Below are 23771 nucleotides of genomic sequence, written 5' to 3'. Positions count from 1 at the left end.
AGTAGTTACTTCACTTCTACCTGTTTTTTAAATAATTCTCCTGCCTTTAACTTCCTCATATAATCACGAAGATCTGTTCGCACTTCGCCAGACATGATGTATAAACCAATGATATTAGGAAAGGACATAGCAAGGATCATCATATCTGAGAAATCCAGAACGGCACCTAAACTTACAGAAGCTCCAACCACCACAAATACCAGGAAAAGCACTTTATAAATGATCTCACTCTTAATACTCTTTCCAAAGAGATAGGTCCAGGCTCTCATCCCGTAATATGACCAGGAGATCATGGTGGAGAAAGCGAAGAGGAATACCGCTGCTGCAAGTACATATGGGAACCAGAAGATCACGCTTCCAAAAGCATCAGATGTTAACTGTGCCCCTGCAATTCCAACTGCCTCATGTTTTCCTGTAAAAATTAATACAAGCGCGGTAAGTGTACAAACCACTACTGTATCAATAAATGGCTCAAGGAGTGCCACAAAACCTTCAGATGGAGGATGATTTGTCTTAGCTGCACTATGTGCAATAGCTGCAGATCCTACCCCGGCCTCGTTAGAGAACGCGGCACGCTGGAACCCAACGATCAATACTCCAATTATTCCCCCTTTTAGTGCAGACGGGCTAAACGCACCATCATATATCGCGGTGAAGGCGGGTCCAATATTTTCAATATTTATTCCTATTACTGCAAGACATCCAAGAATATAAACACCGGCCATAACAGGAACTATTCTTCCAGTTACTTTAGCGATACTATTAATACCTCCAATGATCACGACACCTACCAGAATAGCAGTTACTACTCCAAACCAGAAGCCGTTACCAATAAGGAAAGGCATTTGGCCCTGTAAAGCTTCAAAGGACTGGTTTGCCTGGAACATATTTCCACCTCCAAAAGAGGCACCAATCGCGAGGATAGCAAAGAGGCCTGCAAGTACTTTCCCTAAACCTTTTTTGTTTCTCTTTTCAAGTCCGTAACGCAGGTAGTTCATAGGTCCTCCAAAAACCCTTCCTTCACTGTTAATAAACCTGTATTTTACACCAAGGGTACATTCTACAAACTTAGAGGACATCCCAAGGAGACCTGCGATGATCATCCAAAAAGTTGCACCTGCACCACCTAAAGAAATAGCTACTGCCACCCCGGCAATATTACCAAGCCCCACAGTACCCGAAACCGCAGTTGCCAGCGCCTGGAAATGTGTTACCTGTCCCGGGGCATCGGGATCATCATACTTTCCACGTGCAAGTTGCAGGGAGTGACGAAAACCTCGTATGTTTATAAAGCCCATTCGAAGGGTGAAGAATAAAGCTCCAAACAGCAGCCAAACCACAATGAAGGGGATATTTTTTGTTTGAGGGTCTCCATTGGGATGGGTTAACGGCACCTTCTCATCATATACTATTCGAGCCAGGTTATGTGCTCCCTGCTCTATAACATGTTGTTTATTTTCGAAATTATAGATCACCTTACCTTCTTCTACCAGGTACTCAAGGGTACCACTGGCAGGAGCAAGAACTTCCATGTCTTCCCCGGTATCAGATTCAACTATTGCTATTGGTTCCCCTTTATTAATCTGGGAGTTCTCAGGTTTTAGCCATTGTTTCAGGACAAATCTGTCCTCAATCCCGGCCGTCCAGCCCGGGGTAGGTACGTTCTTTGCATCGGCATACACCACCGGGTCGTAAATACCAATAGCCGAGAAAAGATCCCAAAATAGTACCTTTTCCATACTTGCCACGATAGGCTTAAAACTTCCGTTAAAATGTTCAGTAATTGCATTTGCTTCTACCTTGTAGGACCGGGTGGTAGAAGTTCCCTCAGCATCTGTAATAATTACATTTACCGGCACGCCCTCAGCAAGACCCTGTGCGCGTGGAGAGTTAAGGGATGTGCCCTGGTCATCCCATTTATAAGTATAGGGAGGAACACCTCCTGTTACTTCCAGTTCAACAAACCCGTCATTAATAATATTGGAGGGATTTCCTATGTTAGCTTTAACATCCAGCTCCTGGGCAAATAATGATAAAATTGAAAATGAAAAGAACAATGAAAGTAAGTACTTTCTCATAAAAATATTTTGATTAATAATGAAGGTTATTTTAACAGCGAAGCAAGATGCTAAAAAATTGGGCTTTTTCAAATTTTTACAAGTTAAATTGTAAAGGATTTGTTAAAATAAAATCTCTACACCGGCCGGGAAAGGTCTTGCGACCTGGAAAGGTGGTATAAAATGGGAATTTCAGCATCTCCTAATAAATAAAAGTTTCCATTATATTATATTGCAAGCATAGGGGAAAAAACTCCTGTATTGGGTAATATATTTAACTTTTCATCCTCCCAGGGAAAATACAGCCAGGATCCTAAAGATCAAACACAGAGGTACGTTTTGTATAAATAAGGTCCTTGATCTTAAGCCAGAAAGCCAGGGTTAAATAAACCGCAAAGCCCATCCCCAGGGTTGCAAAGGAAAGATAAATGAAGAAGAGCCTTATGCTCCTGGCACGAATTCCTATCTTATCTCCCAGCCGGGAGGAGACATAAAACCCGTGTCTTTCAAAAAAATGGCGTATGTCGTAAATAAACTTAAGCATAACACAAAGATAAGAAGATTAGGCTTCTCCTTTTAAAAGTTTTATACCCAGGTTGCATTGAAGGCAGGCATTCTTATCGCAGTAATTATTTTTAAGCTCCAGTAAGGCCTGGGAGTCAAGCGCTGTTGTACCAATGCCAGGCCTTATAGAATTGAATTTGTTTATCACAGTATTATTCTCAACCTTTAATTGTTCCACCATATTTAATATTACTGAAGGATCCCCGGTACCGGTAATCTTTTCATAGCTAAACCGCACGGGAAGCAAACTGTTTATGATCAAAAGGTCCACAAATGCGGCTGAAAGTTTTTTGTTCCTGGCCGTATGTTCTTTAGAAAAAGTATAGTGGGTCTTCCAGAAGGCAGATGGTGCCACTGAAAAGATCCTTTTAAGGTCCTGTACAGACCCTGCCTCTACTACGGCTGAAAACAAATGCGGGACCCCATTGTAGAGAGCTGCGAGTTGCGCCAGCCTGAGCCCGGGAAAATTATCTGGCCGCAGCCTGAAGAATTTTGGCCTTTCTACATATTTATTCTCCAGCCTGTATTTCTTTTTTAGGTATAAATGTTCCTTTTTCAATTCTTTGAAATAAACATCTTCCACCTCCTCCTCCAGGAGGCCACTTTGGCCAAGGAATAATGCTTCCAGGGAAAGCAGGGAATCCCTGCATTTGCGAACGACCTTGAAATCAAAGCTTTGGGCCATACTTAAAAAAGCACTGCCGTTTACTTTTAATCCAAATGTTTTAGCGATCAATCTAAACAGTACAGCTTCCCAGTCATTTTCATATTTCTTCAAAAGTTCCAGCAGCACTTTTGACTTTGCCTCCAACCTTTCCAGGTAAAGCCTCTCCAGCCAGTTTTGAAGATCAAATTCTTCGAAAGAATGAAAGCTGCCTTCACAGTTTATCCAACTTGCATTGGGAGCCAAAAGCAGTTCCCTGTAATTTTGAAAAGTGGCAGGGGAAATTATATCTCTCAACTCCATTACCGGCAGCAGGGAGTTATCCTTTCTATATATCTCCAGGTCATCCTCCCACACTACGTGCAGGATAACATTATCATAGGCTTCATCCTTTTCGTGATGGTGTTCATACCAATGAGAGGATTTTATATGTATCTCCACATTTCCTGCCCAAAGCTGCTCTCCTATTTTAAGTTTTGCATTGAAAAAATCTGGACCAGAATTGACATTCGCCATACCTGGATCTATAAGGGTAACAGGATCCCCATGAACCGTCCGGGCCAGGCCTGGATTGAATTTCTTGAATTTCCAGATGTAGTGAAGAAAATCCTCTTTCATTATCTGAAAATACAAGATTTTTTCAAAAATAAAGCAGGGTTTTTCAGCTAAATTTTGCAGAAGTAAATATTATCCCGGAAGCTTTTCTATAACCTCCTCCACAATATCATCTACCCAAAAGCGGTACATCAAGGCACTGGGATGAAGACTATCTGCCGCGATGAGTGCTCGGTTATTAAGTGCTTCCCTGGAGGAAGGTGTAATATTATAAAAATCTACATCAAATTCCTCTGCGATCCTTCTTACCGTATCATTGAACCTGTCAATTTCTTCACTAATCACCTCTGCATTATCTTCTCCAAATGGAGTGACGCTATAATCTGGGATGCTAAGGGCAAACACCCCTCTTTCCCTGGTTTTGGAGTGACTAATCGCTTTCCTGAAGATCTCCCGCAGCTCCTCCTCGAATTCTGTCCTGGGTTTTCCCTGGTATTGATTATTGACCCCAATTAGTATGGATACCAGGTGAAAATCCCGGTGCACATCAATTTCAGCATCAATATTCCTTATTAGGTCGCGACTGGTCCATCCAGTACGGGCCACTATGCGTGGAGGGGCAACCCTGTAGCCTCTTTCCCGCAGTCGGTGAGTTAACTGGAACGGCCAGCTTTGTTCTATTTCCACTCCTTCCCCTATTGTATAGGAGTCGCCCAGGGCCAGGAAGCTGTAATCCATTTCTTCAGAAATATTCGAATTTCCAATTGTACCGCAGCCGGCAACTAAAATTGTAACCAAGATGAGTATTATTTTACGCATAGAAAGGTTTTAAGATTGAAATTAGCGTATTTTGCAGCAACAAAAAACTTTTTATAAACTATTTAGCTATCCAAAATAATGAAAAACCTCCTTCTCCCCCTGTTCCTTTTGTGTCTTACCGTGGTGACGGCCCAGGAAAAACCGGCAGCGTTGCAATTCTGGGAAAACCTTAAAACCCACTGCGGGAAAGCCTATGAGGGAAAACTGGCTCCTCACGTGACCAATGATGATTTTAGCGGGAAGACCCTTACCATGTTTGTACGCACCTGTGATGAGAATACTATCACCATCCCATTTTATGTGGGCGATGACAGGTCCCGCACCTGGGTCCTTACTTACGAGGATGACAGGATAAAACTAAAACACGATCACAGGCATGAAGATGGCAGCGAGGATAACATCACCCAGTATGGCGGTACCAGCCCCAATACGGGCCTTCCCCATGTGCAATTCTTTCCTGCAGATGTTGAAACGGCTGAACTTATAGGCTATGCCTCTACCAATGTGTGGTGGATGACGCTGAAGGATGAAACTTTTTCCTATAACCTGCAACGAATAGGTTCGGGAAACCCACCTTTTAATGTGTATTTTGATCTCTCTAAACCGGTAGAAGCTCCGGCTGCACCCTGGGGCTGGGAATGATAACAACCTGCTCTTTTTTGCTAAATCTTAGTTAAACCAACCTGCAGCACCCGGGTTTGCTTTGCCAAAGAGCAGTTTTTATTTATCTTTTGGAACGGGAGGCTTAATGGTCTCCCTGCCAATTATAAAACGAGAGAGATCAATTATGGAAGCAGATAAAAACCCAAAACCCGGGGGAGAGGACTCTCCATTGGGAAAGAAGAAACCGCCTTTAGCATCCCATAGCACCCAAAAACATGGTTCAGAAGGAGAAGCTCCAAAGAAAAGCAGCAATCTAAAGGATCATAAGAACCCCGTGATACGTGCGCTTGCCCATGTTGGGTTCTGGGTATGGATCATCGTTATGGCTGTTGGCCTTGGCCTGGCATTCCTGGTCTCGCTGGCACTTTTATGAAAATATTACATATTTTATTTTTCATTTTTGTCGCTGTCTTCCTGCTCCTTCAGCTCTTGCTGCACCTTGATGTGTATCTTCCAAATTGGGTGATATTTTATGTAAACGATTTTATTTGTATGCCCATTGTATTGACTATATGTCTTAAAGCAGTACACCTCATCATGAGAGACCGGCGCATTAGGCTCTCCCTTTTTTCTATTTTATCGCTTACTGCCATGTATGCACTTTATTTTGAAGTTTACCTTCCCAAAGTGGAACCTCGTTATACAGCAGATGTGATGGATGTGATGATGTACACTGCCGGCAGTCTTTTATTCTATTTCCTGCAACACCGCAAATAAAAAAACGCCCCGGGAAGGGCGTTTGTCTAAACTTATAATACAGAAAGGAGTTTAATCGATATAATCCATTTTTTTCATCCACTCATCATTATAGATCTTACCAACATACCTGCTCCCGTGGTCATGAAAAAGAATGACTACCACATCATCTTTAGTAAAATGTTCTTTAAGTTGTAAAAGCCCTTTTATGGCCGCACCTGCACTATTTCCTAAAAAGAAGCCTTCTTCCCTTGCAAGTCTCCTGGTATAGACCGCCGCGTCCTTATCTGTAACTTTAGTGAAACCGTCGATGATACTAAAGTCAACATTCTTTGGCAGGATGTCCTCGCCTATACCTTCAGTCACATAAGGATAGATCTCTTTTTCATCAAATTCCCCAGTTTCGTGATATTTTTTGAAAACTGAACCATAGGTATCTACTCCCCAAATCTTCACATCGGGGTTCTTTTCTTTCAGGTATTTTCCTACTCCAGAGATAGTTCCTCCTGTTCCAACCCCAACAACAAAATGAGTTACCTTCCCGTCTGTTTGTTCCCAAATTTCAGGGCCTGTAGTCTCATAATGAGCCCGGGTGTTGGCCAGGTTGTCATATTGGTTAACATACCAGGAATTAGGGGTTTCTTCAGAAAGTCTTCTGGAGGTAGAGTAATAGGAGCGTGGATCTTCCGGCGGAACATCTGTAGGACAAACCACCACTTCACTGCCCACAGCTCTAAGGATATCCATTTTCTCTTTGCTTTGCTTATCACTAAGCACACACACCATTTTATAGCCTTTAACAATAGCTGCAAGGGCTAGGCCCATTCCGGTATTTCCTGATGTACCTTCGATGATAGTACCTCCCGGTTTCAACCTGCCATCTGCTTCAGCCTCTTCTATCATCTTTACAGCCATTCTGTCCTTTACAGAATTTCCCGGGTTGAAAGTCTCGTATTTTGCCAGGACCAGGGCATCTATGTCTTTTGTGAGTTTATTCATTTTCACCATAGGAGTTTTACCAATGGTCCCAAGTATATTTTCAGCGTAATCCATACATATTTTTTGAGGCAGCAAAGGTAAACTATCTGCTTCGCTTTCCAAAGTTTTGAGCAATGTGTACTTTAATCAAATTTCATTGCCTTGACAGGGGAGATCCTTGTGATAATAATACTTGGCACAAGAAGCATAAGCAGGCATAGCAGCAGCGTTCCAATATTAACGGCGAGAATATATTCCCAACCTATATAAACCGGCACCTCTGTGACGTAGTATGTCTCAGGGTTCAATGGAAAAAGTTTAAAGTATTTTTGAATGAACAATATTCCCAGGCCAATTAAATTACCCCAGAATAACCCCAGTAATATTAAGTAACCGGCATTATAAAGGAATATTTTCCTTACGGCCCAGTCTCCGCCTCCCAGCGCTTTTAATATTCCAATCATTTGTGTGCGTTCAAGGATAAGCACCAGGAGAGCTGTGATCATATTTATTCCTGCTACCAGGATCATGATCCCTATGATTAGGGCAATATTAAAATCAAATAATGAAAGCCATTCAAATATCGAGTAATAGGTTTGCTTAATGGTGCGGGAATCCAGCAGGGAGTCTGTATTCTCATAGATCTCCTGACCTTTTTGGTCCAAGTTATCAAAATCATCAATAAAAACTTCAAATTTCCCTACCTGGTCTTTCTCCCAGCTGTTCATCCTTTGAATATGCCTGATATCTCCAAGAAAATAGAGCTCGTCAAACTCCTGGAACCCTGAATCATAAATACCTTTTACGACAAACCCCCTGCTCCAGGGTGGCCTGTTGGGGTCTTCCCTAAGAAAGAATGTAACTACCTTATCCCCTACCTCGAACCCCATCCTGTTTGCCAGGTACCTGGAAATAATGATATCTTCATTTATATTTTGTGAATAATCGGGCAACTCACCCTCTACAAGGAATTCTTCAAAATTCTCCCATTTATAATCACCCCCCACGCCTTTCATGATCACCCCTTCAAAATCGGTTTCGGTACGTATGATCCCGGCTTTAGTTGCTACTGCCTGAACGTGTGACACCCCGGAGACTGTTGTGAATTTGGGGTAGAATTCCTGGTTTTTCGAGACGGGGATAAGGGAAACCTGGGAGCTGTTATTGTCGTAATTCTCAATGCTTATATGGCCATTAAAAGCCGCTATCTTTTCACGGATCTTTACCTGCAGCCCAATCCCGGTAGCAAAGGAAACCAGCATCATGATCACACCAATGGCAATAGCTGTGATTGCTATTTTAATAATAGGTGCAGAAATACTACTTTTATATTTTTTACTGCTTATAAGCCTTTTGGCTATAAAAAACTCGAAATTCAACTGTCTCCTTATGGTTTATAGATTCCTCAAAAATACATTTTTATTCCTTCTTTTCGGCCTTATTTCCTGTGGAAGAACCACCGGGCAAAATGATACACCTGCAGTTTCAAACTCAACAACTCAAACTTCCATAAAGATTGAGGAACCTGTGACTCCCGCCATTGTCACCGGTGCAAACCGGCTTAACGAATATTTGCCGCTTCTGCGGGAAAGAAAAGTTGGCCTGGTAGGAAACCAAAGTTCAGTCATTTTCCTGAATGATGAACACACAAAATACGTTCATATTGTAGACAGCCTATTAGCGCGGGAAGTAGATCTTCGCAAGGTCTACGCTCCTGAACATGGCTTTCGCGGGACGGCCGATGCGGGCGAGGTGATTAAGGATGGAAAAGACCCCAGGACAGGTCTTCCTGTGATCTCGCTCTATGGTGATAACAAAAAGCCTACGGCCAAACAACTGGAAGGAATTGATGTGATGATCTTTGACCTGCAGGATGTGGGTACAAGGTTTTACACTTATATTTCCAGCCTGCATTATGTAATGGAAGCCTGTGCTGAAAATGGTATCCCACTCATAATTCTGGACAGGCCAAATCCCAACGGTCATTATATTGACGGTCCTATCCTGGACCCGCAGTTCACCACCTTCGTGGGGATGCACCCAATCCCTGTAGTCCATGGTTTAACAATGGGCGAATATGGCAAAATGATCAATGGCGAAAAATGGTTAAAGAATGGGGTACAATGTGAACTAACAGTGATCTCAATGGAAAATTACGATCACGACATGCTTTACGAACTGGCCATCAAACCTTCCCCAAATTTACCTAATGCCCGGGCGGTCAACCTTTACCCCAGCCTTTGCTTCTTTGAGGGTACCAATGTAAATGCAGGAAGAGGTACCACCAACCAATTTCAGGTTTTTGGATCTCCATACCTGGACAGCCGGCACTTTGATCATTCCTATACCCCCCAATCCATGGAAGGTGCCAGGAGCCCAAAACATTTAGGAAAATTATGCTATGGCCGGGACCTTACTGAAGAACCACGACAGGATAAGATCAATCTAACCTGGCTTATAGAAGCTTATAATCATACAGAGGATAAATCTGCCTTCTTTAATAATTTTTTCACGAGCCTTGCAGGAAGCAGGAAATTACAACAACAAATAGAAGCCGGCCTTAGCGAGAAAGAAATCAGAGAGACCTGGGAAACAGGCCTGGAAAATTTTTCAAAAAAGAGGGAACAGTACCTGCTATATTAAAAAATCATCCCTTCTTTAAAATACGAGGGAGTAAACCGTTTTATTTCTCCATTTTTGGATGAAGGTTTTTTCAACAATTGCTCGCAAACAAACACCATACTAAATCCCTAAAGGAGTTTTCATATTAGCTATTTATTAACTAAAGTTCTGGTTATATATTGCGAAATTATTTGTTATATTAATGAAAATAAAATAACCTATGATATTAGCTGTAAATAGCGTAGTCTGGACATCCCTCATGGTAGCACTCCTTGTGCTGCCGGTGCTGGCTCTTATTCATATGGTCCAACAAAATTTTCGTGGGCGCCATCGATTAATATGGGTATTGATCATTGTATTTCTCCCTTTCTTTGGGTCTATCCTTTATTTTATTATGGGCAAAAGGTATAGGAGGCACAATCCTCAATAGAGCTGGAATTGTCTTATTTAAGCTTCACCTTCATTTCCTCTACTATATTGTACACTGCAGGACATATAGCCGTGTTTTTTAATGTAAGATTTGCTATTTTGTGAAAGTCCCTTCGGTCTGTATGAGGATATTCCCGGCAGGCTTTAGGTCTTACCTCGTAAATAGAGCAATAATTATCTGCTCCCAAAAACGTGCAGGGTACCTCCTGCAGCACATTGTCATTATCCTCATCTACCCTTAAAAACTCCTCTATAAATTTTCCGGGTTTCATCCTGAAGTGTTTGGCAATTCGCTCAATATCCTTGTGGGTAAAAAGAGGCCCAGTAGTTTTACAACAGTTGGCACAGGTTAGGCAATTGGTCCTGCTGAACTCTTCCTCATGAATTTCCTGCATGCGAGAATCCAGGTCTTTAGGAGGTTTTTTGCGCAGTACACTAAAGAACTTCTTATTTTCCTTATGCTTATCTTTGGCCTTTTCAGGAAGGGCTCGTATGATCTCATCCATTTTGCAAAGATATGAAGAAGCACCACAGCGACCAATACAAAGATATTTTCGGCAGGGCCATAAAAGCCTATTACAATGAAAAAGATACTACAAATATCACCGTTCATTCCCCCGATTTTGATGACGACATAATTCCTGTCGAATACCTCTTCAGGAATTTTGAGCAAATGCCTGTTTTAGAACAGAAAGCCCTTGGCCTCTGTAGCGGCAAGGTCCTGGATGTGGGTTGCGGGGCAGGGAGCCATGGCCTATTTCTCCAAAATGAGAGATCCCTGCAGGTAACGGGAATAGATATCTCCCCCGGCGCAGTGGAAATAGCTTCACAACGCGGCCTAAAAGATGCCCGGCAACTGGATTACTTCAACCTTAAAACCGAAAAATTCGACACCATTCTTTTTCTAATGAATGGCACCGGCATCATTGGGCGATTAAATAAACTGGATGAATTTTTCAGCCATACAAGATCACTTCTTAACGCAGGTGGGAAAGTACTACTTGATTCTTCAGATCTAAGATTCCTTTACGATGAGGATGAAGAAGGAGGAATATGGGTCGATCTGGCAGCGGGTTATTACGGTGAATTAAAATTCAGGATAAGTTATAAGGATGAGGTCTCTGAAGAATTCGATTGGTTATACCTGGATTTTGATAGCCTTGAACTTGCAGCTGCAAAGAACCGTTTTTCCTGTACCCTTCTTCAAAAAGGTGAACATTACGATTACCTGGCAGAATTAAAACCGTTATAAACAAGTGATTAAGGCTGAAGGTTTCCAATTTAAATTTTTCTTTAATTATATTTACTTCCTTAATTTGAGACATTGGGTATGAGGTATTCCAAAATTACTGTTCTATTAATTGCATTTCTTGTATTCGCAGGCTGTACAACAGATGATCCCGGGCAGGGAGGCAACGGGGTAGACAAAAGCGCGAATCTAAAAACCCTGGGAACTTCTGCCACAGACCTTCTTAGTAGTGAAAAATTCACCTCTATGCGTATAGAGCTGGTATACGTCAATGGCCATGAACCAACTCAAAAAACAATCGATAATCTTAAAAGATTCCTGCAGGAACGCACTCATAAGCCAGATGGGTACACCATTTTTAAAAGAGCAGTGGCCTCCTCGGGAAAAGCCCCTTTCAGTATACAGGAGATTGCAGACATAGAGTCTGAAGAACGCACCGCCTTTAACGCCGGTGATGAGATCGCTGTTTACATCTATTTTGCTGATGGCAGCAACGAAAATGACACCAGTACCAAGATCGTATTAGGTTCTGCATTTCGGAATACATCAATCGTCATCTACGGCGAGACGGTGAATAATATTTCCAGCCGACTAAATGCTCCCGACAAAAGCACGGTGGAGAGCACAGTGTTGAATCATGAATTTGGCCACCTGTTTGGCCTGGTAAACCTTGGCACCCCGCTACAAACGGATCATGAAGACAGTTCAAGCAGCGGGCATTGCGAGGTGGACGGCTGCCTAATGAACGCTAACGTCCAGTTTGGAAGAGACCTTATTGATATGGTGGACAATAACACTACCCCCAAATGGATGATAAGTGCATCCTCGACCTGCAGGCTAATGGGGGAGGTGATCGAATAGTTGTAGGTTGTAGGTTGTAGGTTAAAAAAACCTCTTTCGCTATAAGAATCAAGAACCAGGACAGCTGCAAGACTAAAAAGGTTGTCTCTTATAAGGTTTGTCCGGTTTGGGGTTTAAATAAAAAATCCTCTTGTCAATTACCTGCAAGTCCAGACTTTAGAATCTGATTCCAGATATTTATCTCACAGCCAACGATCCAGTCGATTATCCGATCTAATATCTCAATTCTCATTATCTCACTACTAATTACTCTCTGCTAAAAACCCTCTCCCCGTTCACCCAGGTTTGAAGTACTTCTACATTAGGGATCTCATCTTCACCTACTGTCATAATATTACGGTCGAGTATAATGAAATCGGCAAATTTACCGGGTTCGATACTTCCTTTCTCATCTTCTTCAAAATTGCTGTAGGCCGCCCAAATGGTCATACCTTTTAGGGTTTCTTCCCTGGAAAGTGCCTGCTCCGGCATATATCCCCCTTCAGGATAGTTCTCCAGGTCCTTCCTGGCTACAGAAGAATAAAACGTATAGAAGGGGCTCACCTCTTCCACAGGAAAATCTGTACCCAGGGCAATGACCCCTGCCTGGTCAAGAAGCCTTTTAAATGCATAAGCACCTTTTATCCTTTGAGGCCCCAACCTGTCTTCTGCCCAATACATATCACTGGTAGCATGAGTGGGTTGTACTGAAGGGATAATGTTTTTACTGAAATATTTGAAATCCTCCTCATCTATGATCTGGGCGTGTTCCACTCTCCATCTCCTGTCCTCCCCATCACTTAACAGCTCCTTATATGTTTCCAGAACCACTACATTGGCCGAATCCCCAATTGCATGGGTGTTCATTTGAAATTTTGAAGCGGCCACTCTCTCTGCGATTTTTCTGAAGTCCTCAACAGGAGACAACAACGCCCCGTAATGCCCTGCATGATCTGAATAAGGTGCTTTTAAAGCCGCACCTCTTGAACCTAAAGCCCCGTCGCCATAGAACTTTACCGAACGCACATTAAGTCTTTCTGTTTTAACAGGATCCCCACCAAGATAATGATCAAGATTTTCAGGGGTGTTACTTAGCATTGCATACAACCTTATTTTCAGTTCATTTCTTTGCTGCAGGCTATCTATTAATTCTACGGTATTTTTATCTATCCCGGCATCAACAACAGTTGTGAGTCCATACTCAAAGCTAATCTTTTCAGCTTCCAGAAGTGCGTTTACCTGCTCCTCGATAGAAGGTTCCGGTTGGGCATTGGCTACCAGGCCCATTGGATTATCTATAAGTATCCCTGTGAGTTTTCCATCTTTAACTTCAATGGCACCTCCCTGGGCGGGAGTATCAACAGTGATCCCTGCCAGGTCCAGCGCGGCCTGATTTACCAGCAAGGCATGACCATCTATACGCGTTACAGCTATAGGAGTATCGGGAAACAATTTATCTAGTGTATCCTTTATTGGAAATTCCTTTACCTCCCAGTCATTCTGGTCCCAGCCACGACCGGTAATAAAATCATCATTGTGCTCTTTTTGAAAAGCCACTATTCTTTCAACCACCTCATCAAAACTCTTTGTTCCTGTGAGGTCCACTTTTTGTTGCTGCAGGCCAAGCCTGTAAAAGTGTGCATGGCCATCAATGAAACCAGGGAGTACAGTCCTTCCCTGTGCATCCAATTGTTCTCCAAATTCAAATTTTTCCCGCAAAGCTTCAGCAGTACCGGTTTCAAGGATCTTCCCTTCTTTCACCACAAAAGCCTCTACGATATCGAAATTATCGTTAACGGTATAAACTTCAGCATTAAAAACCAGAAGATCTGCCTCCTGGCGCTCAACTGCATTACAGGAGAAAAGCATTGTGCTGAGGAGTACAGCAATGAGAATATTTTTCATCATTAATTTAAAATTTTGATAAAAATAGAAAATGCACTCCAAATCGAAGTGCATTTCACTATTTTCTTATTTATATATCTAAAAAAGGTTTGTAATACTTTCTACGATCGTATTGCGAATGCTTGGATTGGCTCCCGCTGCAAGCGCAATAGAAACAAATAGTCCAATCATGGCATACGAGAAATCCTTAAAGATCATTCGGCCTGCCTTCTTGCGGTGCTTCTTACCTTTCTTCTTCCTGGCAAGGCTAATGGCAATCTCTCTTCCTCCAATAACCCCAGGAAAACCCAGGTGGTACTCATAGGTACTGTACTTATAAATAATTTATAGATGAGCAGGATCACATAAGTCAAATCAACAAGGGTTGCAGCCCTCACATCGCTTATACGAACCTTTTCACTAACTACCTCCTGTATCTTATCTCCCCGCAGGTAGAACAGGAGCCCCAGTCCTCCAAAAATAGTGGCAGAGAATATGATAAATTGGGTCAAATCCAGCTGCCTTGGAAGAAACACCGCGATGTTTGCACCATCCTGCATTACCCAAACACCCCACAGGGTACCACTTACTACCCATTGAATTGCTGTCCAGCTTTTATGGAATTTACGGCTCTTGAAATATTTTTTAATGGTCTTGTAAGAAAGATACCAAACAAGAAAGGAAAGTATAAAGGCCATTATGTATCCCGACCAGCTCTTCCATACCACCGAGGTAATACCGCTGGTATCTGCACTAAATACACTCAGGATAAGGAAAGTGGTAGACACAGGCATTTTAAGCCTTGTAAGGATAAGAAGGACCAGCGGTGCAATGATCTGGAAAAAGCTAAAACTCTCTGGATGCGGGTAGGCCGTTGATCCATCTGGTTTCAACAGTCTTTGATAGGTAACGTCCCCGTCAAAATATAACCAGCTAAAAGTTACTACTCCCAGGAAAATGGTACCTACGAAAAGCCATAAGATCCACCAGCTTCTATTTTTATTACTTTCAATAAAAGTTCCAAGGGACTGGATACTGTCATTTGCAACCGTTGCATAGGCAGCAAAAAAGAACCCAATCCACATCGCGGCCTGGGTGTTACCGGTAAATATCCCGGCCATAATAATTCCAACTATTACGATACCCAGGAAGGTTTTTTCCTGGACCATGAAATCCAGAATGTTCAAATAGGGCCTGGACCTGTCACTACGTTTAAATTTTGCCATTTATAAAGCTAAAGTTATGGAATGGTTATAATTCCTCGATTTGAGGGTACAATATTACAGTCTTAATTGTAGATAATTATATTTTCAATGTTTTTTTATTGTTAAGAATACTTGTTGAACTGCATACATAAAACACTGATATTTAATCGATTCATTCAATTTCCGGATTTATTAAAATTAAAAAAAGGGAATAGCAATATTGCCTTCCCTCTTAATCACGTCCAATATACAACAGAAATGGAAACGGCCGCCAAAAGCAGCCGTTTTCATCTTTTATTTATGGATTACCAATCGAATTTATAAGTCGCCCCTGCAAGTACCTGTATTCCCTGTACCGGGAAGTCCTGCCATCTCTCATAGTTATCTCCCAGAAGGTTGTGACCCCTTGCAAAAATAGAGAGTTGATCATTGAACCTGTAGCCAATATTAGCGTTAAGATCGATATAACTGTCAAGGGTAACAATACGCGGCACTTCATTTTCCCCCGATAATGAGGAAGTAAAATCCTTTCTTTCACCAACAAAGAATACATTTGCCCCGGCAAACCATTTATCGGTTATCTGGTAATCGGCCAGGATGTTGGCACGAAAATCTGGTAAATTCCAGGCTTCTGTCTGGTTATCTGCAGAGTAATCGAAGTAAGCGGCATTTAATCCAAGCCTGAAGTTCCTGTTCACATCAACATTGATCTCTCCATATACCGAGAGGGTGGTTAGATCGGTAAAAAATACACCGAATGAGTTTCCAAAGCTGTAGTCTTCACCATTGGAAAAGGCATAGCTGTTCTTATAATATAATGGCCTGTTGTATTCGCTTATGTAATTTGCCCGAAAGTTATATCCAATGCTGTTAGAAAGCTTTCCTTTGGCACCCAGATAAGCGTCGTAAGGCCTATCTGTAGGTTGTATGTCAAGGCTAGGAGATACATATGGATTCTCCTGGGCCAGCCTGTAATAAGAATTTTGTTGCAGGGTTCCTTCAACTCCTGCATAAGGAATGAAGTAATCACCACCAAGTCTGTAACTTGCCGTTACACTTGGATAGAGATAAATACTGTTCTTACTATTCTCAGCATTCAGGGAATAAAAAAGCGATACTCCCAGATTAAGAGTTAGGTCATCTCTTAAAATAAGTAAACTTGGTGTTAGCCCCACGTTCAGAAAGCTATAATTTACCCCGGTACCTGTAAACATAGGATCTTCCTCGAAACTCCCCGAGATAAAATCTCCTTGAAAGGTAGTGGTGATTAGTTCATCGGCAATATTCAATTCAAAAACAGCGTCTGTCTTGAAATGATGTTCAGCACTTTGATAGGCATCCCCAAAAAATCTGTACCCTGCTGTTGCGTTTTCAAAAAATGAATCATATAATTCCAATTCCCCGCCCACAAAAGCTGAGTAATAATTTTGTTGCGGATCTATAGAATTTATCATCTCCTGTGACAGCTGTATCCCCTCCGGCAGGCCATACCAGTTGAATAGCTGGTGCTGCAGGCCTACCTCTGTATTCCAGGAGCTGTTCCTGTTACGGGAGTTGTAATTAAGATTAAGCTGGGTATTATAGAATTTATCATCCAGCCTCACCCCTTCTATTCCTCCCTGTGAGGAATTATGGGTTAAAAAGACCCCAAAATTATCACTCCTGTTCACCTCGATATTGCTGTAGAATTCTGCCAGGATATTGGAATAGGTTCCGAATCCCAGGGTGGCGTAATTATTATACAATTTCACCCTTTGAGCCCTTTCCACCTTTGTGGCCTGTCCTTTTGAGGGAGTAAAAGTTGAAGCTACAGGCACAGAAAATATTCTGTACTGGAGGGATTTCTTCTCCAGCCTTACAGAATCACTGGCGCTGAGGGTTTCCCGTATTTTGAATGCATCATTTACAGAGGGGGTGTATGGTTTCACCACTATTACTGTTTCACTGCCAAGCGGGCGGTCCTGTGCAAAAAGGAAACCTGATGACAAAAAAGCAAAGAGAAACAGGCTTCTTTTGATAGAAAGAATTTGCATAGAGAAGTTCTTAATTGTTAGTTTTAAATAGATTAGTTGTTGGGTTCTACAGATGCATTTGTACGTGCCTCCATAGCTTTAATTCGCTTAAGCTCTTTTTGTGCTTCGTCCACCACGTCTGGGAATTCCTTAAAGTTCTTGATCACGTTGTCAAGAATATAAGTTGCCTGGTAAGCATCTTTAAGAGCATAGAAGTTCTTTGCCATAAGCACCAGGCCTTTGGCTCCATAGAATTTATAACCTGAATAATCCTTAGCCAGCTTTTGTACGGCTTCATTGGACTCTTTAAAGTTCCCGGCCTTGTGCTTGAAATAGGCATCGTGATATAATGCTTCTGCCGCTCGTTCGCCTGTTGCGATCTTCAGGACCTCGGCATAGGCATTTCGGGCCTTATTCTCATTTCCGCTTTGCATAGCTGCGCGGGCCACCATGATCTGGGCATCACTCTTCACATTATTCTCAATTGAGGGGTTTGCCAGCACCTTTTCAGCATACGCTTCGGCCTGATTGAAATCCTTGAGCTCATAATAGGATTTCATAAGATTGGATTGAGCGTAGACCTTATTTTGATCAAAACTGGCTTCAGCTTCCAACCTTTTAAGAAGTGGCACGGCTTCCTTGTAATTTCTCTTCTCCAGGTATATTTGTGATAATCTCGCCAATGCCTGCTCAGAAAATTCACTTCTGGGCCTTTCCACCACAAACCTGTAATGCTTGACCGCATCATCCTTCTGGTCATCCCTAAAATATAATTGCGCCAGGTAGAAGTTACTCTTTAGGGAGTGTAATCCATTTGGAAAACTTTGCAAATACCTCTGGAAGGCAGTTTTAGCTGCTGCAGTATTATTATTAAGGTATTGCTTCTCTGCAGCTTCAAAAGTGGTGTTATCAAGATCAGCATCTGTTACTTCTACGAAATCAACATTTTTCACCCAGCTCGCATATTCATCTGTACGTCCCATATCAATATAAACCAGCCTGGCAGTGGAAACAGCCTGCATAGATTCCGGGGAGTTAGGGAAATCTGACACCACTCCTTTAAATCTCTCGAGTGCTTTATCATTTTGGTTGCTGTTATAATATATAAGTCCTTGTTTTAACATTGCCTGTGGCACAAAAGGACTTTCTCTCATATCATTGATAAGCCTGGAATAAGTATCTACAGCCCTGGATGTATTTTCCATCGCCAAATAAGTATTTCCAAGCTCATATAGGGCATCATCGCTGTAAGAGGACCGCGGGTATTTGTTGATGAAGCTATTAAGGCTTTCGATCTTGCTGTCATTCCTGTTTACGAATCCATAGCTTATAGCTTTTTGGTAAGCAGCATAATCTACTCTTCCAAGGTTCATTTGGATCACCTTATCATAGGCTTCTATTGCTGGCCAGTACTGGCTGGTCACAAAATAGGTATCTCCAAGTCTTGTAAGAGCATCGTTCCTTCTCACTTTGTCCTTTGAATTATCACTTGAGAAGCGTTTGAAGAAATCAATGGCGCGATCATATTCCTTTTGCTTGAAATAGGCATAGGCAATATTGTAATCTATATTTTCCATTTCAGCAGTACCCTGCGCTCCACTCATTCCCTGAAATTCCCTGTAACCTACAAGGGCTTCCCTTATCCTGTTAAGGTTAAAATCGCTTTCAGCCTTCCAAAAAGTTGCCTTGGCAGTGATAACAGGGTCCCTTCTTTCTGTTAAGGACTTATCAAAGTTTACACTTGCTTCCCGGTAATTCTCCTCCCCGTAAAGTTCCAGCCCGTAGTAATAAGCTACTTTTTGGTAAGCAACTTTGTCACTAAAGTTCCTGTTGTTTTCAAGAAGGTTCATTGCCTCGCGGTAATTCTTTGAAGTGATAAAGGAATCTATAAGCAAACTTTCCATCTCTTCCCTCTGTGGGGAGTTGGGATATTTTTCAAGATAATTTATGAATACCTGGGATGGGTTGGTATAGCTGTTCCCTATTTCATATCCCAGTTTGGCGTAATTAAGAAAAGCATCTTCCTGGATCTTTGCTTCGAAAGCCATTTCACTGGCATTCTTAAATGCGTTAAGTGCCTGTTGTTTTTGGTCAAGCTCCAGGTAAGACTGGGCAAGGTGATAATAGGCATTCTGGGCAATTGCATTATTACCATCTATGATCTTATTGAATTCTGAAATGGCTGCCTCGTAATTTCCCTGCTGGAAATAAGCGTAACCCAGCTGGTAATAATCTGTATTGGTCCATTTTCCTCTAAGCCCTTTATATTCCTGAAGGTATGGAATAGCCTTTTCATACTCCCCAAGGTTAAAATAACTCTCCCCTATGATCTTATTCAACTGGGAGATCTCATTTCTGTTGGATTTTGGCAATTGCTCCAGCCCCTGCTCGATAGCCTTCTGAAAATTCCCCAGTTTAAAGTTCATATCGGCCTGGAAATAAGAAAGGTTTTCCTGGTAACGGTCATTATCTTTTACTTCTTCAAAAAGCTCATTGGCTTCCTCATAATCATCTCCTTCATAGGCCATATATCCAAGATAATATTTTGCCTGCGAGCCATATTCCTTTGAATCTCTTACCCTGTTAAAGTATTTTTGAGCCTCCTCATACTGGTTGGTAGTGAAATAGGCATAACCGTTATTAAAATAATAGCGCTGCTTCTCTGCCCTGCTCATTCCTTTCTCATCAACCCTGTCGTACCATCTCCTGGCAAGGGAATATTTGCCGGTCTCGAAGTAATAATCGGCCACGTCTATGAAAGCAGAGTTACGCTTGGTGCTGGTAGGATATCGTTCAACGAAATTCTCCATCAACTTATCGGCACCCGGTTGTCCAAGGCGTACTGCTGCGTTGGCGATATAATAGGCAGCATCAGATTCTATTTTCTCATCCCGGGTTTTTCCCTTTACATCATCAAACAGTTTTTGGGCCGCCAGGTACTGCTCATTATTATATAGTTCAAGGGCGCGGTTAAAAGTTACAAGTTCATTTGTATAAGCGGCGGTTTGCTGTGCCACCATTGTAGAAACCGAAAGAAAAAAACCAAAGAATACAGAGGCAAATTTTCGTGTCATTAAAGTGTTTTTAGATTGATGAATCAAAGATATATAAACGCTCATTTTATAACGCAGGATGGACGGTATAATTATGTTAATGTCTAAAAAAGTATACAGCCACCTTGTGAATAATGTATATTTACCCATAATTTTACGTTACTTAAACTATAAACCTTTTCCTTTTATGTCCCAAACCGTTCTCGAATTAAAAAACGCCGCCATTTATCAGCGTGAAAGCCTTATTCTTTCTGAAGTTGATGTAACTATCAATAAAGGGGATTTCGTTTATTTAATAGGAAAGACAGGTACCGGTAAAAGTAGTTTCATGAAAACCCTTTACGGGGACCTTCCCTTAACTGAAGGTGAAGGGACTATTGTAGATTATAACCTACGTACTTTGAAAGAAAAAGACATTCCCTTTTTAAGAAGGAAACTAGGTGTGGTATTCCAGGATTTTAAATTGCTGAATGACCGGAACGTGAGAGATAACCTTCAGTTTGTGCTTCGGGCTACAGGATGGAAAGATAAAGCTTCCATGGATCGCAGGATCGATGAAGTGCTGGACAAGGTGGGAATGAAAACCAAAGGATTTAAATTCCCCTACCAGCTCTCCGGCGGGGAACAGCAGCGTATCGCCATTGCCCGGGCATTATTAAACGACCCCGAATTGATCCTGGCCGATGAGCCTACCGGAAACCTGGATCCCCAGACCTCTGTAGAGGTGATGGAAGTACTTCAGGAAATAAGCAAGAATGGCAATACCATCCTTATGGCCACTCACGATTACGCTTTATTGCTGAAATATCCCTCTAAAACATTAAAATGTGACGGAGAGAGGGTGTTTGAGGTGGTGCAGAAAACGTTTTAGTCGTTAGTCGTTAGTCGTTAGAAAAAGTGGAGAGTGGAAAGAGGAATGTGGATAGTCCAGGCGTGTTAGAAGTAGTTGGTTGTATGTTGTAGGTTGTAGGTTGTAGGTTAAAAAAAGACCGCTGCGCTGTTAGACTAAAAAATAGGAGATTATTTATTTTGCCTATATGTCTTGCTTCTTGCCTCTTGATTCTTGCTTCTCTTAGCAAAACTCCGTGAAACTCCCATTTAACCTCCCTTTAAACTCCGTGGTTAAACCATCTACGAAAGCCACCGAAAGCCACCGAAATCCTCGAAATTTTCCCCCAATAACCAAAGCCGGTGCCAATAATCTTTTAACTTCAAACAGTGAACGCCACATTCCAAAACCCATAACTCCTAAATCCTAACTCTTAACTTCCCCCTCTCCCCATTCGGGGGTCGGGGCGCTAGGGTTTAACCTCATCTGCCGGGACAGGTTGTTTTTTGTTGATGAACAGGTAATAGACATTCACACAAACAATTGCAACATTGGTGATAATAATGGGCCAGGAAGTGGCCAGTAATATTCCATAGGCGACAAAGAAAAGACAGCCTATACTGTTTACATACCGCAGGGTGGTGATGTTTTTCATTAAGAAAGAAAGTAAAACAAACAGGGATGCAGCGTAGCCTATCCATTCCACATATGATATTCCAAGTATTTCCATATTTCGGGTTTAAGTAGCTTTATTCAATGCACTAAAATAAGAAAAGCAGCCTCTCCCGGGGAGAAAGACTGCTTTTAAAATTCTTATTTAATAGAGAATTAAGCTATTTTATTTCTCTTACGCTCATTCTCTGTTAAGTAGATCTTGCGCAGTCTCAGGAAGTTTGGAGTAACCTCAACATATTCATCCTTCTGTATATATTCCAATGCTTCTTCAAGAGAGAATTTAATAGCAGGAACGATCTTAGCCTTATCGTCGGCGCCTGATGATCGTACGTTTGAAAGCTTTTTGGTTTTAGTGATATTCACCGCCATATCATCCTGGCGGGAATTTTCCCCAATAACCTGACCTTCATAAATATCCTCACCCGGGTCAACGAAGAATTTACCCCTGTCCTGTAATTTATCGATAGAGTAAGGAATTGCTTTTCCTTTTTCCATAGATACCAAAGAACCGTTTTGACGCTCTGGGATACCACCTTTAAGTGGTTGGTATTCCTTGAACCTGTGGGCCATAATTGCCTCTCCTGCAGTGGCTGTAAGCAATTGATTTCTTAAGCCGATGATACCACGTGAAGGAATAAGGAACTGTATGTTCATACGTTCTCCTTTGGACTCCATACTCAACATCTCCCCTTTTCTCATAGTAACCATCTCAACGGCTTTTCCAGATACATTCTCAGGCAGGTCAATGGTAAGTTCCTCTATAGGCTCACATTTAACGCCATCGATCTCTTTTATAATAACCTGCGGCTGACCGATCTGCATCTCATAGCCCTCTCTTCTCATAGTCTCAATAAGAACAGATAAATGGAGAACCCCACGGCCATATACCAGGAATTTATCGGCACTGTCTGTTTCATGAACCCTTAAGGCAAGGTTCTTCTCTAATTCTTTCATCAACCTGTCCTTGATATGACGGGAAGTAACAAATTTACCGTCCTTTCCAAAGAATGGAGAGTCATTAATAGTGAAAAGCATACTCATCGTAGGTTCATCGATAGCTATAGTCTTTAATCCCTCAGGATTCTCAATATCGGCAACAGTATCTCCAATCTCAAAACCTTCAAGCCCAACGATGGCACAAATATCACCTGCATGAACTTCATCAATTTTCCTTCTTCCCACACCCTCAAAAATGTGAAGTTCCTTGATCTTGGTCTTCTTAATGCTTCCATCACGTTTTACCAGGGAAACCTGCATATTCTCTTTTAGCACACCTCTTTGCAACCTTCCAATGGCAATCCTTCCTGTGAAAGATGAAAAGTCAAGAGAGGTGATCAACATTTGAGGAGTACCTTCCTCGATCTTAGGAGAAGGGATATGCTCAATAACCATATCCAATAATGGCTCAATATTATCTGTAGGTTCCTTCCAGTCCTCGCTCATCCAGTTATTCTTGGCACTTCCATAAACTGAAGGAAAGTCAAGCTGCCACTCCTCTGCACCCAGTTCAAACATAAGATCAAATACTTTCTCATGAACCTCCTCTGGAGTACAGTTTTCCTTATCTACTTTATTGATAACCACACAAGGCTTAAGGCCAAGGTTAAGTGCTTTTTGAAGTACGAAACGGGTTTGTGGCATAGGGCCTTCAAAAGCATCTACAAGAAGCAGAACCCCATCTGCCATATTCAAAACTCGCTCTACCTCCCCACCAAAATCGGCGTGACCGGGAGTATCGATGATATTTATTTTGGTTCCTTTATAAACTACGGAAACGTTTTTAGAAGTAATTGTAATACCACGTTCTCTTTCAAGATCATTATTATCAAGAATAAGATCCCCTGTATTTTCATTTTCCCTGAAAAGTTGACAATGGTACATAATCTTATCTACCAATGTGGTCTTTCCGTGGTCAACGTGTGCGATAATCGCAATGTTTTTAATAGCTGTCATATAAACGCCTGATTTTTAAGGCTG

Annotated in this window: 21 protein-coding genes; 8 read left to right on the top strand and 13 right to left on the bottom strand. The window is 41.9% G+C overall.

Going from position 1 to position 23771, the window contains the following annotated elements:
* Nucleotides 1–5: 5 nt before the first annotated feature.
* From FHG64_RS15340 to FHG64_RS15325, 4 genes are all read right to left on the bottom strand, one after another.
* On the bottom strand, nt 6–2078 hold the full coding sequence (locus tag FHG64_RS15340; protein ID WP_139067227.1) for an amino acid carrier protein: 2073 nt from the start codon (nt 2076–2078) through the stop codon (nt 6–8).
* A 292-nt stretch (nt 2079–2370) separates the two neighbouring features.
* Nucleotides 2371–2601 (bottom strand): PspC domain-containing protein, encoded by a 231-nt coding sequence (locus tag FHG64_RS15335; protein ID WP_139067226.1) that lies wholly within the window; start codon nt 2599–2601, stop codon nt 2371–2373.
* Between the two features lie 18 nt (nt 2602–2619).
* A complete protein-coding gene (locus FHG64_RS15330) occupies nt 2620–3903 on the bottom strand; it encodes a DUF2851 family protein (protein WP_139067225.1) in 1284 nt (427 codons plus the stop codon).
* A gap of 69 nt (nt 3904–3972) precedes the next feature.
* Nucleotides 3973–4659, bottom strand: coding sequence for an SGNH/GDSL hydrolase family protein (locus tag FHG64_RS15325; protein ID WP_139067224.1), 687 nt, complete (start codon nt 4657–4659; stop codon nt 3973–3975).
* 78 nt (nt 4660–4737) lie between these two features.
* On the opposite strand from FHG64_RS15325, the gene FHG64_RS15320 reads away from it, so the two are divergent.
* The 3 genes from FHG64_RS15320 (at nt 4738) to FHG64_RS15310 (ending at nt 6039) form a co-directional block, all read left to right on the top strand.
* Nucleotides 4738–5301: a hypothetical protein gene (locus tag FHG64_RS15320; protein WP_139067223.1), complete on the top strand. Its 564-nt coding sequence runs from the start codon at nt 4738–4740 to the stop codon at nt 5299–5301.
* Nucleotides 5302–5446: 145 nt separating this feature from the next.
* The gene (locus FHG64_RS15315) at nt 5447–5695 is read left to right on the top strand and encodes a hypothetical protein (protein ID WP_139067222.1); all 249 of its coding nucleotides are present in this window, start codon (nt 5447–5449) and stop codon (nt 5693–5695) included.
* Entirely contained in the window at nt 5692–6039 is a 348-nt protein-coding gene (locus FHG64_RS15310; RefSeq protein WP_139067221.1) for a hypothetical protein, read from the top strand. The genes FHG64_RS15315 and FHG64_RS15310 overlap by 4 nt, the downstream gene beginning before the upstream one ends.
* A 51-nt stretch (nt 6040–6090) precedes the next feature.
* Here FHG64_RS15310 and FHG64_RS15305 read toward each other — a convergent pair whose 3' ends face one another.
* Complete coding sequence (locus FHG64_RS15305) at nt 6091–7071, bottom strand: PLP-dependent cysteine synthase family protein (protein ID WP_139067220.1); 981 nt, start codon at nt 7069–7071, stop codon at nt 6091–6093.
* 68 nt (nt 7072–7139) lie between these two features.
* A complete protein-coding gene (locus FHG64_RS15300) occupies nt 7140–8375 on the bottom strand; it encodes an ABC transporter permease (RefSeq protein WP_139067219.1) in 1236 nt (411 codons plus the stop codon).
* Nucleotides 8376–8385: 10 nt separating this feature from the next.
* Between FHG64_RS15300 and FHG64_RS15295 the strand changes: the two genes are divergently transcribed.
* Both FHG64_RS15295 and FHG64_RS20025 read left to right on the top strand, forming a co-directional pair.
* A complete protein-coding gene (locus tag FHG64_RS15295) occupies nt 8386–9639 on the top strand; it encodes an exo-beta-N-acetylmuramidase NamZ family protein (protein WP_174760405.1) in 1254 nt (417 codons plus the stop codon).
* A gap of 199 nt (nt 9640–9838) precedes the next feature.
* Nucleotides 9839–10048: a PLDc N-terminal domain-containing protein gene (locus FHG64_RS20025; protein ID WP_139067217.1), complete on the top strand. Its 210-nt coding sequence runs from the start codon at nt 9839–9841 to the stop codon at nt 10046–10048.
* A 13-nt stretch (nt 10049–10061) separates the two neighbouring features.
* On the opposite strand, the gene FHG64_RS15285 is transcribed toward FHG64_RS20025, so the two are convergent.
* Complete coding sequence (locus tag FHG64_RS15285; RefSeq protein WP_139067216.1) at nt 10062–10553, bottom strand: YkgJ family cysteine cluster protein; 492 nt, start codon at nt 10551–10553, stop codon at nt 10062–10064.
* Nucleotides 10554–10564: 11 nt separating this feature from the next.
* On the opposite strand from FHG64_RS15285, the gene FHG64_RS15280 reads away from it, so the two are divergent.
* Together FHG64_RS15280 and FHG64_RS15275 are read left to right on the top strand one after the other, a co-directional pair.
* On the top strand, nt 10565–11299 hold the full coding sequence (locus FHG64_RS15280; RefSeq protein ID WP_139067215.1) for a class I SAM-dependent methyltransferase: 735 nt from the start codon (nt 10565–10567) through the stop codon (nt 11297–11299).
* A gap of 78 nt (nt 11300–11377) precedes the next feature.
* A complete protein-coding gene (locus tag FHG64_RS15275) occupies nt 11378–12157 on the top strand; it encodes a hypothetical protein (protein ID WP_246054145.1) in 780 nt (259 codons plus the stop codon).
* Nucleotides 12158–12403: 246 nt separating this feature from the next.
* On the opposite strand, the gene FHG64_RS15270 is transcribed toward FHG64_RS15275, so the two are convergent.
* The 4 genes from FHG64_RS15270 to FHG64_RS15255 form a co-directional block, all read right to left on the bottom strand.
* A complete protein-coding gene (locus FHG64_RS15270; protein WP_168191396.1) occupies nt 12404–14041 on the bottom strand; it encodes an amidohydrolase in 1638 nt (545 codons plus the stop codon).
* A gap of 194 nt (nt 14042–14235) precedes the next feature.
* The gene (locus FHG64_RS15265) at nt 14236–15246 is read right to left on the bottom strand and encodes a hypothetical protein (RefSeq protein ID WP_246054143.1); all 1011 of its coding nucleotides are present in this window, start codon (nt 15244–15246) and stop codon (nt 14236–14238) included.
* A gap of 284 nt (nt 15247–15530) precedes the next feature.
* The gene (locus tag FHG64_RS15260) at nt 15531–17258 is read right to left on the bottom strand and encodes a TonB-dependent receptor (protein WP_139067213.1); all 1728 of its coding nucleotides are present in this window, start codon (nt 17256–17258) and stop codon (nt 15531–15533) included.
* 32 nt (nt 17259–17290) lie between these two features.
* Nucleotides 17291–20311, bottom strand: a complete 3021-nt coding sequence (locus FHG64_RS15255) for a tetratricopeptide repeat protein (RefSeq protein WP_139067212.1) — start codon at nt 20309–20311, stop codon at nt 17291–17293.
* Nucleotides 20312–20477: 166 nt separating this feature from the next.
* Here FHG64_RS15255 and FHG64_RS15250 point away from each other — a divergent pair, with 166 nt between their 5' ends.
* Complete coding sequence (locus tag FHG64_RS15250; protein WP_139067997.1) at nt 20478–21161, top strand: cell division ATP-binding protein FtsE; 684 nt, start codon at nt 20478–20480, stop codon at nt 21159–21161.
* 427 nt (nt 21162–21588) lie between these two features.
* Here FHG64_RS15250 and FHG64_RS15245 read toward each other — a convergent pair whose 3' ends face one another.
* Both FHG64_RS15245 and typA read right to left on the bottom strand, forming a co-directional pair.
* Nucleotides 21589–21849 (bottom strand): uroporphyrinogen decarboxylase, encoded by a 261-nt coding sequence (locus FHG64_RS15245; RefSeq protein WP_139067211.1) that lies wholly within the window; start codon nt 21847–21849, stop codon nt 21589–21591.
* A gap of 98 nt (nt 21850–21947) precedes the next feature.
* On the bottom strand, nt 21948–23747 hold the full coding sequence (typA, locus tag FHG64_RS15240; RefSeq protein ID WP_139067210.1) for a translational GTPase TypA: 1800 nt from the start codon (nt 23745–23747) through the stop codon (nt 21948–21950).
* Nucleotides 23748–23771: the final 24 nt, after the last annotated feature.

Source organism: Antarcticibacterium flavum, from assembly GCF_006159205.1.
Lineage (GTDB): Bacteria > Bacteroidota > Bacteroidia > Flavobacteriales > Flavobacteriaceae > Gillisia > Gillisia flava.
This window is presented reverse-complemented; position numbering and strand designations above follow the sequence as displayed.

Coding starts and splice junctions, on each gene's coding strand:
- FHG64_RS15340 (WP_139067227.1), bottom strand. CDS start 2,078: ATGAGAAAGTACTTACTTTCATTGTTCTTTTCATTTTCAATTTTATCA.
- FHG64_RS15335 (WP_139067226.1), bottom strand. CDS start 2,601: ATGCTTAAGTTTATTTACGACATACGCCATTTTTTTGAAAGACACGGG.
- FHG64_RS15330 (WP_139067225.1), bottom strand. CDS start 3,903: ATGAAAGAGGATTTTCTTCACTACATCTGGAAATTCAAGAAATTCAAT.
- FHG64_RS15325 (WP_139067224.1), bottom strand. CDS start 4,659: ATGCGTAAAATAATACTCATCTTGGTTACAATTTTAGTTGCCGGCTGC.
- FHG64_RS15320 (WP_139067223.1), top strand. CDS start 4,738: ATGAAAAACCTCCTTCTCCCCCTGTTCCTTTTGTGTCTTACCGTGGTG.
- FHG64_RS15315 (WP_139067222.1), top strand. CDS start 5,447: ATGGAAGCAGATAAAAACCCAAAACCCGGGGGAGAGGACTCTCCATTG.
- FHG64_RS15310 (WP_139067221.1), top strand. CDS start 5,692: ATGAAAATATTACATATTTTATTTTTCATTTTTGTCGCTGTCTTCCTG.
- FHG64_RS15305 (WP_139067220.1), bottom strand. CDS start 7,071: ATGGATTACGCTGAAAATATACTTGGGACCATTGGTAAAACTCCTATG.
- FHG64_RS15295 (WP_174760405.1), top strand. CDS start 8,386: ATGGTTTATAGATTCCTCAAAAATACATTTTTATTCCTTCTTTTCGGC.
- FHG64_RS20025 (WP_139067217.1), top strand. CDS start 9,839: ATGATATTAGCTGTAAATAGCGTAGTCTGGACATCCCTCATGGTAGCA.
- FHG64_RS15285 (WP_139067216.1), bottom strand. CDS start 10,553: ATGGATGAGATCATACGAGCCCTTCCTGAAAAGGCCAAAGATAAGCAT.
- FHG64_RS15280 (WP_139067215.1), top strand. CDS start 10,565: ATGAAGAAGCACCACAGCGACCAATACAAAGATATTTTCGGCAGGGCC.
- FHG64_RS15275 (WP_246054145.1), top strand. CDS start 11,378: ATGAGGTATTCCAAAATTACTGTTCTATTAATTGCATTTCTTGTATTC.
- FHG64_RS15270 (WP_168191396.1), bottom strand. CDS start 14,041: ATGAAAAATATTCTCATTGCTGTACTCCTCAGCACAATGCTTTTCTCC.
- FHG64_RS15265 (WP_246054143.1), bottom strand. CDS start 15,246: ATGGCAAAATTTAAACGTAGTGACAGGTCCAGGCCCTATTTGAACATT.
- FHG64_RS15260 (WP_139067213.1), bottom strand. CDS start 17,258: ATGCAAATTCTTTCTATCAAAAGAAGCCTGTTTCTCTTTGCTTTTTTG.
- FHG64_RS15255 (WP_139067212.1), bottom strand. CDS start 20,311: ATGACACGAAAATTTGCCTCTGTATTCTTTGGTTTTTTTCTTTCGGTT.
- FHG64_RS15250 (WP_139067997.1), top strand. CDS start 20,478: ATGTCCCAAACCGTTCTCGAATTAAAAAACGCCGCCATTTATCAGCGT.
- FHG64_RS15245 (WP_139067211.1), bottom strand. CDS start 21,849: ATGGAAATACTTGGAATATCATATGTGGAATGGATAGGCTACGCTGCA.
- typA (WP_139067210.1), bottom strand. CDS start 23,747: ATGACAGCTATTAAAAACATTGCGATTATCGCACACGTTGACCACGGA.